A 14766-nucleotide genomic window follows, 5' to 3' on the forward strand; every position below is an offset into this window, starting at 1 on the left:
GTGCCGCCCGGCGGGGAGGCGCAGCACGGCGCCGCCGGGCTCCTCGTCGGCGGGCACGTCCGGGCGGCGGCCGCCGACGACGGCGCCGACCGGGACGAGGGCGTCCTCGGCGCGGCGGGTGGTGAGCGCGGGCGGCGCCTCCAGCGCGTCGGTGTCGGCGCGGACGACGAGGTCCTCGGGCAGCAGCACGATCGCGGTCATGCCGCCGTACGGGGAGGTGCGCAGGGTGACCTTGACGCCGTGCCGGCGGGCGAGCCGGCCGACGACGAACAGGCCGAGCTGCGAGGCGTCGGACAGGTCGAACTCGCCGCCGCTGGCGAGCCGCTCGTTGGCCGCCGCGAGGCTCGGCTCGTCCATGCTGAGGCCGCGGTCCTCGACCTCCAGGGTGAAGCCGTGCGAGACGGCCTGCCCGTGCACCTGCACGGTGGTGTGCGGCGGGGAGAACGCGGTCGCGTTCTCGATCAGCTCGGCGAGCAGGTGGATGACGTCGGCGACGGCGGGCCCGACGATCGCGGCGCGGGTCATCGGCGCGACGTTGACCCGGGTGTAGTCCTCGACCTCGGACGCGGCGGCGCGGGCGACGTCGACGATCGCGACGGGGCTGCGCCAGCCGCGGCCGGGCGCCTGCCCGGACAGGATGATGAGGCCCTCGGCGTGCCGGCGCATGCGGGTGGCGAGGTGGTCGACGCGGAACAGGTCCTCCAGGTCGTCGGGGACCTCGATGCGGCGCTCCATCGAGTCGAGCAGCTTGAGCTGGCGGTGCAGCAGCGTCTGGCTGCGGCGGGCGAGGTTGACGAAGACGTCGCTGACGTTGCGGCGCAGCGTCGCCTCCTCGACCGCGCCCTGGATCGCGGTGCGGCGGGCGGCGTTGAACGCCTCGCCGACCTGGTCGATCTCGCGGGTGCCGAACGCCAGCGGCGGCGCCTCGGCGGCCACGTCGACCTCCTCGCCGCGGCGCAGCCGGCGGATCACGCCGGGCAGCCGGACGTCGGCGAGGTCGATCGCCTCGCGGCGCAGCCGGGCCAGCTCGCGGATGACGGACCGGGCCACCCACACCGCGATGACCAGGGACGCGACGACGGCGAGGAGGCCGAGGGCGCCGGCCAGCACGACCCGGGTGATGATGCCGTCGGAGATCGGCTTGGCGCGCTGCTCGGCGCCCGCGGCCACCGACAGCTCCAGGCCGCGCAGCCGGGTGAGGTTGGAGTCGGCGGTGGTCTTCCACAGCGTCCCGGAGTCGGTGGACGGCCGGACGAGCGCGCGGGACGCGACGAACCGGTCCTCCAGCGCGCGGAGCCGGGTGTACTCCGGCATGCCGGTGACGCGCTGGTAGTAGGCCTGGTCGGCGGCGCGCAGCTCGGACGAGGCGAACCCGTACAGGGACCGCTGGGTGCCGACGAGCTTGACGAACTGGGCGTGCTCGGCGGGCGTCATCCGCCCGGCGGCGAGCGCGCCGGCGAGGACGGCGTCCTCCTCGGCGAGGGTCTCGCGGGCCCGCGACAGCGACGCCTCGTTGCGGGCGTCCTTGGCGACCTCGGAGTTGTCGAGGGTGGCGAGGGAGCCCTGCAGCGACCCGACGTCCGACAGCAGCGCGGTGTAGTCGGCGAACGCCTTGGCGCGGCCGGTGGCGCCGGCGTCGATGGCGCGCCGTCCGGTGCCGAGGGCGGCGAGCTCGCCGCCGATGCGGTCGGCGAGCCGGCGGGCCTGCGGGGGCGCGGCGTCGCGGGCGCCGCGGTCCTGCACGAGGCGGCGGAACAGCTCGGCCTGCCGGTCGGTGACGAGCCGGCCGGACTCCATCGCGGCGCGGTCGCCGTCGGTGCGACTGCCGAGGTACACCAGCGACAGCCGGCGCTCGTTCTGCAGGGCGCTGCCGAGCGCGCCGGACGGGTAGCCGAAATGGTCCTGGACGGTCTCGACGTGCCGGAGGTTCAGGCCCTGGCCGAGCGCGATGCTCGCGGCGAAGGCCCAGAGCACGCCGAGCGAGACGACCGAGACGGTCACCATCAGGACGACCTTGAACCGGATGGAGCGGAACCGCGACGCCTTGGGTACCCGACGGTGGCCGGCGGCGGGGTCCGGGGAGCGGCCTCGTTTTGGCACTTCGATGACGACTTTCGCTTCGGGGGGATGAGGGGCCGACAGGCGGTTTCAGCAGAACCGACGGGTTTGCGCGGAACGCACGGAAGCCTAGGACGATCCCGCGCCGTGTGTCGACAGTTTCCAGATCATCACATTTTGTGTGCGCACGTGACCAAAAATAGCCCTACGATCTCTCAGCGTGATGGCGAACACCCCGAACCGCGCGTACCGGGCGCGGCGCCCGCGCGCGGCGGCCGCGCCGGCCGCCGCCGTGCTGACCGTGGCCGCGCTGACCGCCGGGTGCGGCGGCGGCTCGTCCGGCACGGCGCCGCCGCCCGACATCCCGATGCAGCAGGAGATCGGCGCCTCGGAGGGCCGGCTCGACCTGGTCGTCTGGGCGGGCTACGCGGAGAACGGCTCGAACGACCCGAAGATCGACTGGGTCACGCCGTTCACCAAGGCGACGGGCTGCCGGGTCGAGGCGAAGGTCGCCGACACGTCCGACTCGATGGTCGCGCTGATGCGGACCGGCAGGTACGACGGCGTGTCCGCGTCCGGCGACGCGTCGCTGCGGCTCATCTACGGCGGGACGGTCGCGCCCGTCAACACGCGGCTGCTCAGCGGGTACGGCGACATCGCCGGGTTCCTGAAGAACCAGCCGTACAACTCGGTGGGCGGGCAGATGTACGGCGTCCCGCACGGCTACGGCGCCAACATGCTGATGTACCGCACGGACAAGCTGGCGCAGCGCCCGACGTCCTGGGACGTGGTGTGGAAGAAGGACTCCCCCGCGTCGGGGCACGTCGTCGCCTACGACTCGCCCATCTACATCGCCGACGCCGCGCTGTACCTGAAGGCGCACCGCCCCGACTTGAAGATCAAGAACGTGTACGAGCTGGACGACAAGCAGTTCAATGCGGCGATCGACCTGCTGAAGCAGCAGCGGCCGAACGTCAACCAGTACTGGGCGAACTACCTCGACGAGCTGCAGTCGTTCAAGAGCGCCGACAACTACGCGGGCACCGCGTGGCAGGTGACCGCGAACCTGGCGATGGACCAGCGGTCGCCGGTCGCGACGACGATCCCGACCGAGGGCGCCACCGGCTGGTCCGACACGTGGATGATCTCGTCGAAGGCGCAGCATCCGGGGTGCATGTACCAGTGGATGAACTGGATCACCAGGCCGAAGGTGCAGGCGCAGGTCGCGCAGTACTTCGGTGAGGCGCCGGCCAACCCGAAGGCGTGCGCCTACACCGCGAAGGGCTTCTGCTCGACGTACCACGTCGGCGATCCGGACTTCTACAAGCGGCTGGCGTTCTGGCGCACCCCCGTGAAGGACTGCGGCGACGACCGCGGCAACGACTGCGTCGACTACGAGCGCTGGACCCAGGCCTGGACGCAGATCAAGGGCTGACCAGGGCATATCGCGGCCAGGACGAGCCGGGACCGGCGGCGCGCCGGGCCCGGTGTCGCGGCCATGGCCAGGTAATGAGACACTTACATCAGTTTGTCGCACGACGTCTGGTGAGGTGGGAATGACCGCGACCGTCCAGCCCCCCGAGAGCGTGACCTGGCGCGTCCACATCGACCGGTCCATGTGGGTCGGCGGGGTGCGCAGCCTCATGCTGCAGGCCCTGCACCCGATGGCCATGTGGGGCGTCTGGCAGAACTCCAACTTCCAGGAGGACCCGTTCGGCCGCCTCCAGCGCACCGCCGACTTCGTCGGTGTCGCCACGTTCGGCACGCACGAGGAGATCGACGCGCTGGCCCGCAAGGTCCGCGACATCCACCGCAGCCTGCGGATCCTCAACCACGACACCGGCAAGAAGGAGCGCCTCGACCAGCCCGAGCTGCTGCTCTGGGTACACTGCGCCGAGGTGTACTCCTACCTCCAGGTCGCGCGCCGCGCCGGCCTGCTGCTCACCGACGCGATGGCCGACCAGTACCTGGACGAGCAGCGCCACACCGCCGCCTACGTCGGCCTCCACCCCGAGGACGTCCCCGGCAGCGTCGCCGAGATGGAGCGGTACCTCGCGAGCATGCGCCCGCACCTGCGCGTCACCGAGGAGGCGGCGGCGACCGTCAGGTTCCTGATGTGGCCGACCATGCCGGAGAACCTGAAGTTCCTCGCCCCCGGCAAGCCGGGCTACTTCCCGTTCGGCGCGCTCTGCTACTACTCGCTGCCCGACTGGGCCCGCAAGATGTACGGGGCGCTCCCGGAGGTCCCGCAGCCCGCCGTCACCGCCGCGCTCCGCTCGTTCCGCCTCGCGATGAACTCGGTGCCGGAGAAGCTGCACGACTACGCGTTCGCCAAGCCCACCCGCGACATGCTCGAACGCGCCCGGCAGAACCTCGCCGCCGAAGGCTACGACGTCAGCAAGGGCCTCTACGGCCTCCGCGACCCACGTCGCTGGCCGACCCGGCGAGCCCTCACCGCCGCCTGACCCGTCAGGCTTCGTCGGGGAGAGCCGCCCACGGCTCCTTGCGGGGGGCGGCTTCGCGGCCTTCGGGGCAGTGGCGGGCGAAGTCGCACCACGAGCACAACCGGCCGGGACGCGCCGGGAACTGCTCGTCGAACGGGGCGTGGTCGACCGGCGGCGCGGCATCGCGGCCCGGCGCCGCCGCGACCCGGGTACGGGCCTCCCCGCGGCGCGGGGCCGGGACGCGGGCCCGGTACGCGTCGTCGGCGGCGGACGCCTCGGCGGCGATCTGCTCGGCCCGCCTGATGTGCCGCCGCAGCGACTCGTCGGTGTGCTCCCACACCGCCACCTCGCCCGACGGCAGATGGTGCAGCTCGACGCGGTGGCACGGGCGGCGCAGCACGCGCGACGCGGCCACCGCGTAGATCGCCAGCGCGAGCGAGCCGCGCGCGTCGTCGGCGGTCTGGACGTACCGGCCCGTCTTGTAGTCGACGACGACCAGCTCGGAGCCGCGCGCGTCGAGCCGGTCGATGCGGCCGGACACGGCGATGCGGTCGGTGCGGGCCGCGACGGTGCGCTCCACGCCGGCCGGCTCGTCCGCCGGGTCGAGGCCCGCCGCGTACCGCTCGGTCATCTCGCGGGCGCGCTCGCGCCACCGCGCGGACTGCGCCTCGTCCCGGAACCCGTCCGTCAGCCAGCCGCGCACCAGCAGGCTGCCGGCGGCCTCGGGGGTCCGCTCGGCGGGCGGCAGCCGCCACCAGCCGGCCAGCGCGTTGTGCACGGCCGCGCCGACGCTGTTGTGCGCCCACGGCGGGCCCTTCGGCGGCATCGGACGGTCCAGGTACGTCATCCGGTACCGGCGCGGGCAGTCCAGCCAGGTGTTCAGCCGGGACGGCGTGCACGCGTAGAGCCGCTGGGGCATGCCGTCGAAGCCCAGCTGCTCGCCCCCGGACACCGGATCAGTCGTCGTCCTGCTCGCGGGCCAGCGAACCCCACGTCTCCCAGCGGGCGTCCTCGTCGCCGACCGTCGTCTCCTCGCCCTGGCCGGGCAGGACCCGCAGGTCCTTCGGCAGCGGGGTGAGCAGCGCGCCGATCGAGTTCAGCTGCTTGCCGAGCTCGTCGTACACGCCGCCGATCGAGCCGGGGCGGCCGCGGTGCAGGGTGTCGCCGGAGAACAGCACGCCGAGCTGCTCGCTGATGACGCTGACGCTGCCGGGCGTGTGGCCGGGGGTGTGCAGCACCTCCAGCTGGGCGTCGGCGATCTCGAAGACGCCGCCGTCCTCCAGCCAGATGTCCGGTTCGAGGGAGCGCAGCGCCTTGGCGTCGTCCTCGTCCTTCTCCTCGCGGGCGAGGCGGCCGAAGTAGTCCCGCCACAGCACCCGGTCGCCGCGGTGCAGCGCGATCGGGGCCCAGTTCTCCTCGTCCTCCTCGCCGGCGGCGGCCACCTCGAGCACCACCTCGAGGCGGTGCTCGTTGCCGTCCGTGAGCAGGACGGCCATGACCTCGCGTTCGCCGACCTCCTTGAGGATGGCGTCGGCGTCGAAGGCCGGGTCGATCACGATGACCTCGTCGTCGTCGCCGACGATGTAGGTGTTGTTCTCGACGTCGTACTCGGTGTCGTCGAGGGTGAGCTTCCCCGACGTCGTCACCTGTTCGATGCGCGCGTCCACGCTGGCACCCTACCGTGCTTCCGGGACGGGTCCGGGCCGCACCGCGTCAGCACCGGAGGACACCGCATCAGCGCCCGAGGACACCGCTTCCGCGCCCGAGGACACGACGCCGGTGCCGGTGGACGCGGCGACGAGGGCGGCGTAGGCGTCCGGCGCGGTGGTCTCCGCGCCGAGCCGGTCGCCGGTCAGCGCGCCGTGGTCGTCGCTGGAGCCGGTGGCGGCCAGGCCGAGGTCGCGGGCGAGGCCGCGCAGCGCGGCGCGCTCCCCCGCGTCCTGGTCGGGGTGGTCGACCTCGATCCCGGCGAGCCCGGCCGCGGCGAGGCCCGCGATCACCTCGTCGGAGAAGACGTAGCCGCCGCGCCGGGTCCGCGGGTGGGCGAGCACGCACACCCCGCCCGCGACCCGGACGAGCCGGACCGCCCGCCGCGGGTCGAGCGCGTACCGGTCGGCGTGCGCGCGGCCGCCTTCGGCGATCCAGTCCAGGGTGAACGCCTCGTCCGGGGACGCGACGACGCCCGCCTCGACCATGGCCTGCGCGATGTGCGGGCGGCCGACCGCCTCGCCGCGCGCGAGTTCGCGGACCCGCTCCCAGGTCACGTCCGCGCCGAGCTCCCGCAGCCGCTCCACCATCGTCCGTGCCCTGATGACGCGGTCGTCGCGGATCCGGGCCAGCTCGGCGGCGAGGACGGGCTCGGACGGGTCGAACAGGTACCCGAGCAGGTGCAGGCTGCGCCCGTCCTGCTTGCACGACAGCTCGACGCCGGGGACGAGCGTCAGCCCGTCCGGCAGCGCGGCGGCGGCCTCGTCCCAGCCGGCGACGGTGTCGTGGTCGGTGAGGGCGAGGACGTCCACGCCGTTCGCGCGGGCCCGCCGGACCACCTCGGACGGCGGGCGCGTCCCGTCGGAGGCGTCGCTGTGGCTGTGCAGGTCGATGCGCATGCGCCCCTTTCTAACAGCCGCCGGCGACGGCCGTTCGCCTACTCGTCGAGCCGCGGGCTGTAGGCGCCGTAGGGCAGGTCGAGGTCCATGCCGGGTTCGCGCAGGTCGAGGAGGTTCTGGCGTTCCAGCATCAGCACGCCCGCCTCGGCGGGCCACAGCACCGCCCACAGCCAGTCGCCCATCGCCTCGCCGACGTAGACGGCCCGGTCCGCCCTGGTGCCGACCGCCCACATCGGCACCGAGTGCCCGCAGGTCGCGGCGGGCCCGCTGATGTCGATCTTGGCGTCGGGCGGGCTGCCGTCGAACCCCGGGCCGGGGTCGCCGCCGTCCAGCCCGGCGTAGTGGCCGCCGAGCCCGATGCCGGGCTCCTCGGCGATCAGCACCATGTCGGCCGGGCCGCTGAGGAGGCCCGGCCCGGACAGCGCGACGGCCGTCGCGCGGGCGCCCGATCGCTCGTCGCCCACGCTGCAGAAGCCGGTGACGAGCCAGGCCGGCGGAAGGGGCCAGGGCGTCCAGACCGGGACCCTCGTGTCCCGGAGCACCGCCGCCAGCCCGTCCGGGCCGGGGCGCTTGGACGGCTGGCGGGGCAGTACGGCGCCGTGCACGCCGCAGCTCCAGTCGCTCGACCAGAGGCCCGGCGCGCTCAGGGGACCCGCGCATCGCGGGCATGTGGGCTCCGCCCTCATGATTACCCACCCTGCGCGCCGGTTCCCCGCGCCGTCAAGTTCCCCGAGGTAGCGGACCGGGCAAGGCGCGTCAAAATGGTGACATGAGGGTGCGCTGCGTCGGCGGGATCGTGCGGGACGGAAGCGGGCGGTTGTTGCTGGTGAGGCGCGGCCGGCCGCCGGGCGCGGGGCTGTGGTCGGTGCCGGGCGGGCGGGTCGAGCCGGGCGAGGACGACGCCGCCGCGGTGGTCCGGGAGCTGAAGGAGGAGACGGGCTTGGACGTGGTGGCGGGCGCGCTCGCCGGGTCGGTGGACCGTCCCGGTCCCGGAGGGGTCGTCTACGAGATCCACGACTACGAGGCCCGGGTGGTCGGCGGCGTCCTGCGGGCCGGGGACGACGCGGCCGACGCCCGCTGGGTCGCCCCGGCGGAGCTGCGCGAGCTCCCCCTGACGGACGGCCTGGTCGAAGCCCTGGAGTCGTGGGGGCTACTGGGGCCGTGAGACGAACGCGGGCTCGGGGTCCTGCGGGAGCGCGTCGGGTCCGGCGTCGCCGGCCGGGCCGGGCGTGACGGTCTGGATCTTCTTGCGGCGCGCCAGCCACACGACGACGGCCGCGTACAGCAGCATCGGCACGACGTCGGCGGCGACGGCCTGCCACGGCACGGACCCCTGCTCGATGTCCAGCTGTCCGACGGCGGCGGGGCCGAGGAACGCCAGCAGGTTGTTGAACACGTGCAGCGCGATGCCGGATTCGAGCCCGCCCGTCCGCGTCGCGAGCCAGGCGGCGACCGCGCCGAACACGAAGATGTCGAGGATGCCCCAGCCGGTGTAGCCGTGCAGGGACGTGAACGCGGCGGAGCCGACGATGATCCCGGGCCAGGGGGTGCGGAAGACGGCGCTGAAGGCGCGCCCGACCCGTCCGGTGCGGGTCTCCAGCGTGCAGGCGCCGACGGCCTGCAGCAGCCAGCCGCGGAACACGACCTCCTCCGCCGACGACTGGAGCGGCACCAGCAGGATGATCACGATGGCCGCGGGGACGAACCGGCCCCAGCCGACCCAGTGCTCGCCGCCGGACGAGTCGTCCGGGAGGAACGCGCTCGCGACGATCGACGACCCGTACGACAGCACGCAGAACCCGACGGCGAGGCCGCAGCAGGTGAGCAGCCAGCGCCAGCGGACCCGGCCGGCGACGGACGCGAGGGTGCCGGGCCTGCGCCGCTGCAGCAGCCACGCGGCGAGCAGCGCCACCGGCAGGAGGACCGCGATGGCGGCCAGGTTGAACGCCAGGTCCGCGGTCGAGTTCCCGAGGATCGTGTCCGAGCCGTTCCCGGTGTCGGGCGCGTCGCCGGTCGCGATGACCCGGATGACGATCGCGACGACCAGCATGCCGATCATCAGCGCCATGCCCGCGACGATGATCGCCGCGCTGCCGGCGAGCGGCCGCCACCAGCGGTGCAGCGGCGTCCGCGCCATCCGGTGGAACGGGGTTCCGGGCGGAGGGCCGGCCGTCCACGGGCCCTTCGGCCGCGGCGGCCCGTACCCGGTGAACGCCTGCGGGGCGTAGGGGCCGTAGGGCGCGGCGTACGGAGCGCCGTAGGGCGGTGGCGGCGGCGTGCCGTACTGGCCCGGGTAGGGCTGGGCCACCGGGTGGGACGGTGGGACGTCCTGGCCGGCGGGCCACGTCCAGCCGGCCGGCGCCGGCCGAGCCGCGATCGGTCCGGGCGGTCCGGGCGGTCCGGGCGGTCCGGGCGGTCCGGGCGGTCCGGGCGGTCCGGGCGGCTGGGGCATGGCGGGATGGGGCATGGCGGGTTCGGGCAGCGGCCCATGGTCGGGCGTGTCCGACATGCCGGGATCGAGCGGGGCCCAGCCGTTCTCGTCCCCTGCCATCGGCACCTGGTCCTCTCCCCGCGACGATGTCCCCATGTGGGACGAATGGTACGTCCCGTCAGGTCGCCGGGGCGTCGAAGCGCTTGGTCCGGGCCATCCCGGCGGCGCGCCCCTTGGCGGCGACGACCAACGCCATCTTCCGGGACGCCTCGTCGATCATCTCGTCTCCGAGCGTCGCGGCGCCACGTCCCTCGACGGTCACGTAGTGCTCGTAGGCGTCCAGGATCAGCTCGGCGTGGTCGTAGTCCTCCTGCGACGGGGAGAACACCGCGTTCCCCGCGTCGATCTGCGCCGGGTGCAGCACCCACTTGCCGTCGAACCCGAGCGCCGCCGAGCGCTTCGCGACCCGGGTGAACGCGTCCACGTCCCGGACGTTGAAGTACGGCCCGTCGATCGCCTGCAGGTCGTTGGCGCGCGCGGCCATCAGGATCCGCATGAGGATGTAGTGGTAGGCGTCGCCCTCGGTGTAGCCGGGCGGCTGCTCCCCGACCACCAGCGTCCGCATGTTGATCGAGGCCATCAGGTCGCCGGGGCCGAACACCAGCGCCTCCAGCCGCGGCGACGACGCGGCGATCGCGTCGACGTTCACCATGCCCTTGGCGTCCTCGATCTGCGCCTCGATGCCGATGCGGCCCGGCTCGAGGCCCGTGGCCTTCTCGATCTGGGTGAGGAGCCGGTCGAGCCACTGGACGTGCGTGGCGTCCGACGCCTTCGGCAGCATGATCGCGTCGAGGTTCGCGCCCGCGCCCTCGACGACCTCGATCACGTCCCGGTACGCCCAGTGCGTCTCCAGGTCGTTGATCCGCACCACGCGGGTCTTGCCCGTCCAGTCGCCGTCGTTGAGCGCGGCGACGACGGTCTTGCGCGCGCCCTCCTTCGCCGACGGCGCGACGGCGTCCTCCAGGTCCAGGAAGATCTCGTCGGCCGGGAGCCCCTGCGCCTTCTCGATGAAGCGGGGATTGCTGCCGGGGACCGCGAGGGTGGTACGTCGAGACCGCATGAGCCGGATGCTATCCACCGGGTGTGAGACGCTTTCGGCGTGGGTGAGCTGAACCGCGCGCTGGTCGAAGAGGCGGCGAAGAAGTCGGGACTGCTCTGGCTCGACCTGCCCGGGCTGCCGCAGCCGCGCGCCGCCTGGCACGTCTGGCACGACGGGTCGGCGTACGTGCTGACCGGCGGCGAGGGCGAGCAGCCCCTGCCGGGCCTCCCCGAGGCCGACCGGGTCACCGTCATCCTGCGCAGCAAGGACAAGGGCGGCCGGCTCGTCGCGTTCACCGCCGACTGCGCGCAGGTCGAGCCCGGCGGCGAGCTGTGGGACGAGGTCACGCCGCTGCTGGCCAAGGAGCGGCTGAACGCCCGCGGCCACGAGGGGCAGGTGGAGACCTGGGCCGCCGAGTCGTGGATCGTCCGGCTCACCCCCGTGGACGCGGCGGACGACCCGGCCCCGGAGGCGTACGCGACGGTGCGCCCGGTGCCGACCCCCGCGACCACCGCGGGCCCGCCGCCGAGGATGTTCGGCGGCAGGCGCCGCGGCGCCGACCGCTAGCCCGTCACATCGGCAGCGTGCGGCCCTCCGCGATCGCGCGGAGCTTGTCCGGGTTCGCCACCAGCTGGATGTCCCGGACGCGCCCGTCGTCGCCGACGGTGGCGCTGATCACGCTGATCGGCCCGTCCGGGCCCGACACGACCACCGCGGGCCCGCCGTTGATCTCGACCCGCCGCAGCAGCCAGTCGCCCGGGTCGACGCCCTCGTACGGGCGGTCGACGATGCCCGCGAAGAACCGGGCGATGAGGTCGGCGCCGTGCACGATCTTGCGCGGCGCGCGGACCTTGCCGCCGCCGTCGGTCCACAGCGTCACGTCCGGGGCGAGGGTCTCCATGAGCCGGTTGATGTCGCCGCCGACGACCGCGTCGAGGAACCGCTCGGTCGCGGCGCGCCGCTCGGCGCCGCCCGCCTCGAACCGGGGACGGCGCGCCTCCACGTGCTTGCGCGCCCGGGTGCCGAGCTGCCGCACCGACGTCTCCGTGCGGTCCAGCGCCCGCGCGATCTCCGCGTACGGGTAGCCGAACACCTCCTTCAGCACGAACACGGCGCGCTCCAGCGGGCTGAGGGTCTCCAGCACGACCAGCATCGCCATCGACACCGACTCGGCCAGCTCGGCGCCCTCCGCCGCGACGTCCGGCGAGGTCAGCATCGGCTCGGGCAGCCACGGGCCGATGTAGGTCTCGCGCTGCGCCCGGGCCGACCGCAGCCGGTCCAGCGCCACGTTCGTGGTGATCCGGACGAGGTAGGCCTTGGGGTCCTGGACGTCCGAGCGGTCCGCGGCGGACCAGCGCAGCCACGCGTCCTGGACGGCGTCCTCGGCGTCCGCGGCGGTGCCGAGCATCCGGTAGGCGACCGCGAACAGCAGGTTGCGGTGCTCCTCGAAGACATCAGACATGATCGTTCAGCCTTTCACGGCCGGGCACGCGCGCCCGCCCTCACCACCGAGGACGGGACACTCGCCCGGATCGTGACATAACCGCGGCCCGCCGCCGCCGGACACCCCCCGCCGGGAACCGCCGCCGGACATCCCGCCGAGCACCGGGCACCGCGGCACCGCGGCACCGGGCACCGGCAGCGGGCACCGGAGCGCAACGCCCGGGACGGCTAGCGGGTGCGGGCGAGGTGGGCGTCCGCGGCGCGCTCGATGGACTGGCCGATCTCCCGGTCGGCGACGTCGCGCTCCTGCCAGCCGCGCACGTCGGTGTCCTTGCCGGGTTCCAGGTTCTTGTAGATGTCGAAGAAGTGCGCGATCTCGTCGAGGAAGTACTTCGGCACGTCGCACAGGTCGTTGATCGAGGCGTAGCGGACGTCCCGCGCCGGCACCGTGAGGATCTTGGCGTCGGGCTCGCCGCCGTCGTGCATCCAGAACACCCCGACGCTGCGGACCGACACCTGGCAGCCCGGGAACGTCGGCTCCTCCAGCAGCACCATCGCGTCCAGCGGGTCGCCGTCCTCGGCGAGCGTGTCGGGGATGTAGCCGTAGTCCACCGGGTACTGCGTGGAGGTGAACAGCATCCGGTCCAGGCGGATGCGCCCGAGCCGGTGGTCCATCTCGTACTTGTTGCGCGATCCCCGCGGGATCTCGACGATCATCTCGATTTCCATGGTGCCTCCCCCGCAGGGTCGTACCCGGCGTACCGGGGTCCCCTACTCCCCCGGTGCCGGAACATGCAGTGCGAGCAGCGTCACGTCGTCGGACTGCTCGTACCCCGCGAGCAGCCGGGCGACCAGGTGGTCGACGACCCGGCGCGGGTCGGCGGCGGCGTCCGGCGGCAGCTCCGCGGCGGCCGCGACCAGGTCGCTCAGGCCGGTGTCGACGCCGCGCCGGCGGTTCTCCACCAGGCCGTCGGAGTACAGCACGACGGTGTCGCCGGGCGACAGCGAGAAGCTCGCCTGCTGCCGGTGGCTCGGCCAGCCGAGCGGGGTGCCCGCCTCGACGTCGCTGAGCCCCGCCGGCCCGCCCGCGGGCAGCAGCAGCGGCGGCGGATGCCCGGCGCTGGTGTACAGGCCCCGGCCGGTGGACGGGTCGATCACCAGGTAGGCGACGGTGGTGAACTGCTCGGCGTCCTCGGTGGCGCTGAACAGCCGGTCCAGCCCGGACAGGACGGCGGCGGGCCGCGGGTCGGTGAGCGCGAGCGCGCGCAGCGCGTTGCGCACCCGGCCCATGATCGCGGCGGCCAGGACGCCCTTGCCCATCACGTCGCCGACGACGACCGCGAGCCGGTTGCCGGGCAGCTTGAACACGTCGTACCAGTCGCCGCCGACCTGGACGTGCCGGGTCACCGGGTCGTAGCGCGCCGCCATCCGCAGCTCCGGGGAGCTCGGCAGGTCGCCCGGCAGCAGGCTGCGCTGGAGCTGCTCGGCGGTGCGGTGCTCGCGCTCGAACAGCAGCGCCCGCTCCACCGCCAGCGCGCACTGCCCGGCGAGGGCCTCCAGGAACACCTGCTCGTCCTCGGTGAGGAACCGGGTCCGGGTGAAGGCGAACCGCAGCACGCCGATCGGCGCGCCCGCCGCCAGCAGCGGCAGCGCCACCCACGCCTGCTCGCCCGGGCCGCGCAGCATCTCCGTCGCGGCGGCGGCCTCGCCCAGCTGCCGGCGCAGCTCGACGGGGTTCTCGGCGACGAACGGGCGGCCGTCGCGCGCCGCCGCCGACATCACGGTCGGCTCCGCGACGGCGACGGTGTCGGGCCACACGCCGGGCCCGTCCGATCCGGTGCCCGCGTCCATGCCCGTGCCCGTGCCCGCGTCCGTGCCCGTGCCCGTGCCGGGAGGGTCGTCGGCCGGGGCGACCGGGGTGAGCCGCGTCCGGCCCTCGTCCAGCAGCGCGACCGTGCAGTGGTCGACGCCGACCGCGGACTGGCCGACCTCCACGATGACCCGGACGACCTCGCCGACGGTCAGCGCCTCGGCGAGCATCGAGGTGGCCTGCTGGAGCCGGGCGGTGCGCAGCGCGGCGGCCGACAGCTGGCCGGTGAGCCGGCCGCGCATCTCCTCGGCGTCGCGGCGGCCGGTGACGTCCGTCCCGGCGCACACCCACTCGATCACGGCGCCGTCCCGCCGGATCGGGACGGCCCGCACCTCGAAGTGCCGCCGCCCGCCGGACGCGGTGAGGACGCGGCAGTCCACCTCCAGGACGCGGCCGTCGTGCATGCAGTCGCGCCACTCGGCGGCGACGCGGTCGTAGTCCTCCGGGTGCACGGCCGCGATCCAGCCGCCCCGCGCGTACGCCTCGGGGGTCTGGCCGGTGACGGCGCGCCAGTGCGGCGCGTCCTCGCCGGCGGCGCCGTCCGCCGTGGTCGTCCAGACCACCGGGGTCGTCGCCTCGACCAGCGACCGGTACCGCTCGGTGCGGCGGGTGATGGCGTCCTCGACCCCGCGGCGGACCGTCTCGTCCTGGACGATCAGCGCCGCGCCGAGGATCGCGCCGCCGGGCCCGCGCACCGGCAGGCACGCGCAGACCCAGACCCGCTCGCCGCCCGCGTCGGGCACGGCGGCGTCCGGCGCGCCGGACGCGGAACCGCCGGACGCGGAACCGCCGCGCGCGGAGCCGGGGTCGGCTGG

The 14766-nt window shown here is 74.2% G+C and carries 14 protein-coding genes; 4 read left to right on the forward strand and 10 right to left on the reverse strand.

The window, feature by feature from the left end; all coding sequences use genetic code 11:
• A partial coding sequence (locus tag F9B16_RS41890) for a sensor histidine kinase (protein WP_151545823.1) occupies positions 1 to 2004 on the reverse strand: 2004 nt, incomplete at its 3' end.
• A 277-nt stretch (positions 2005 to 2281) separates the two neighbouring features.
• Here F9B16_RS41890 and F9B16_RS41895 point away from each other — a divergent pair.
• The gene (locus F9B16_RS41895) at positions 2282 to 3493 is read left to right on the forward strand and encodes an extracellular solute-binding protein (RefSeq protein WP_151545835.1); all 1212 of its coding nucleotides are present in this window, start codon (positions 2282 to 2284) and stop codon (positions 3491 to 3493) included.
• A 121-nt stretch (positions 3494 to 3614) separates the two neighbouring features.
• A complete protein-coding gene (locus tag F9B16_RS41900) occupies positions 3615 to 4523 on the forward strand; it encodes an oxygenase MpaB family protein (protein WP_151545824.1) in 909 nt (302 codons plus the stop codon).
• Between the two features lie 4 nt (positions 4524 to 4527).
• On the opposite strand, the gene F9B16_RS41905 is transcribed toward F9B16_RS41900, so the two are convergent.
• Genes F9B16_RS41905 through F9B16_RS41920 form a run of 4 tightly spaced genes read right to left on the reverse strand, consistent with a single transcriptional unit; the run spans position 4528 to position 7794 of the window.
• The gene (locus F9B16_RS41905) at positions 4528 to 5454 is read right to left on the reverse strand and encodes a RecB family exonuclease (protein WP_318839290.1); all 927 of its coding nucleotides are present in this window, start codon (positions 5452 to 5454) and stop codon (positions 4528 to 4530) included.
• Positions 5455 to 5458: 4 nt separating this feature from the next.
• Positions 5459 to 6169 (reverse strand): MBL fold metallo-hydrolase, encoded by a 711-nt coding sequence (locus tag F9B16_RS41910; RefSeq protein ID WP_151545825.1) that lies wholly within the window; start codon positions 6167 to 6169, stop codon positions 5459 to 5461.
• A gap of 9 nt (positions 6170 to 6178) precedes the next feature.
• Positions 6179 to 7108 (reverse strand): PHP domain-containing protein, encoded by a 930-nt coding sequence (locus tag F9B16_RS41915; protein WP_151545826.1) that lies wholly within the window; start codon positions 7106 to 7108, stop codon positions 6179 to 6181.
• 38 nt (positions 7109 to 7146) lie between these two features.
• Positions 7147 to 7794 carry a DUF6758 family protein gene (locus F9B16_RS41920; RefSeq protein ID WP_151545827.1) on the reverse strand — a complete coding sequence of 216 codons (648 nt, stop codon included), beginning with the start codon at positions 7792 to 7794 and terminating at the stop codon, positions 7147 to 7149.
• An 83-nt stretch (positions 7795 to 7877) separates the two neighbouring features.
• On the opposite strand from F9B16_RS41920, the gene F9B16_RS41925 reads away from it, so the two are divergent.
• A complete protein-coding gene (locus F9B16_RS41925; RefSeq protein ID WP_151545828.1) occupies positions 7878 to 8273 on the forward strand; it encodes an NUDIX hydrolase in 396 nt (131 codons plus the stop codon).
• Here F9B16_RS41925 and F9B16_RS41930 read toward each other — a convergent pair.
• The gene (locus F9B16_RS41930) at positions 8259 to 9416 is read right to left on the reverse strand and encodes a CPBP family intramembrane glutamic endopeptidase (RefSeq protein ID WP_151545829.1); all 1158 of its coding nucleotides are present in this window, start codon (positions 9414 to 9416) and stop codon (positions 8259 to 8261) included. The genes F9B16_RS41925 and F9B16_RS41930 overlap by 15 nt on opposite strands.
• Positions 9417 to 9717: 301 nt before the next feature.
• The gene (locus tag F9B16_RS41935) at positions 9718 to 10659 is read right to left on the reverse strand and encodes an HpcH/HpaI aldolase/citrate lyase family protein (RefSeq protein WP_151545830.1); all 942 of its coding nucleotides are present in this window, start codon (positions 10657 to 10659) and stop codon (positions 9718 to 9720) included.
• A 39-nt stretch (positions 10660 to 10698) separates the two neighbouring features.
• Between F9B16_RS41935 and F9B16_RS41940 the strand changes: the two genes are divergently transcribed.
• On the forward strand, positions 10699 to 11205 hold the full coding sequence (locus F9B16_RS41940) for a hypothetical protein (protein WP_151545831.1): 507 nt from the start codon (positions 10699 to 10701) through the stop codon (positions 11203 to 11205).
• A 4-nt stretch (positions 11206 to 11209) separates the two neighbouring features.
• Here F9B16_RS41940 and F9B16_RS41945 read toward each other — a convergent pair whose 3' ends face one another.
• From F9B16_RS41945 to F9B16_RS41955, 3 genes are all read right to left on the reverse strand, one after another.
• A complete protein-coding gene (locus tag F9B16_RS41945) occupies positions 11210 to 12100 on the reverse strand; it encodes an RNA polymerase sigma-70 factor (protein WP_151545832.1) in 891 nt (296 codons plus the stop codon).
• Positions 12101 to 12309: 209 nt separating this feature from the next.
• Positions 12310 to 12810: an inorganic diphosphatase gene (locus F9B16_RS41950; protein ID WP_151545833.1), complete on the reverse strand. Its 501-nt coding sequence runs from the start codon at positions 12808 to 12810 to the stop codon at positions 12310 to 12312.
• A 42-nt stretch (positions 12811 to 12852) separates the two neighbouring features.
• The coding region (locus tag F9B16_RS41955) for a SpoIIE family protein phosphatase (RefSeq protein ID WP_151545834.1) at positions 12853 to 14766 on the reverse strand (1914 nt) is incomplete at its 5' end.

The organism is Actinomadura montaniterrae, from assembly GCF_008923365.1.
Classification (GTDB): Bacteria; Actinomycetota; Actinomycetes; order Streptosporangiales; family Streptosporangiaceae; genus Spirillospora; species Spirillospora montaniterrae.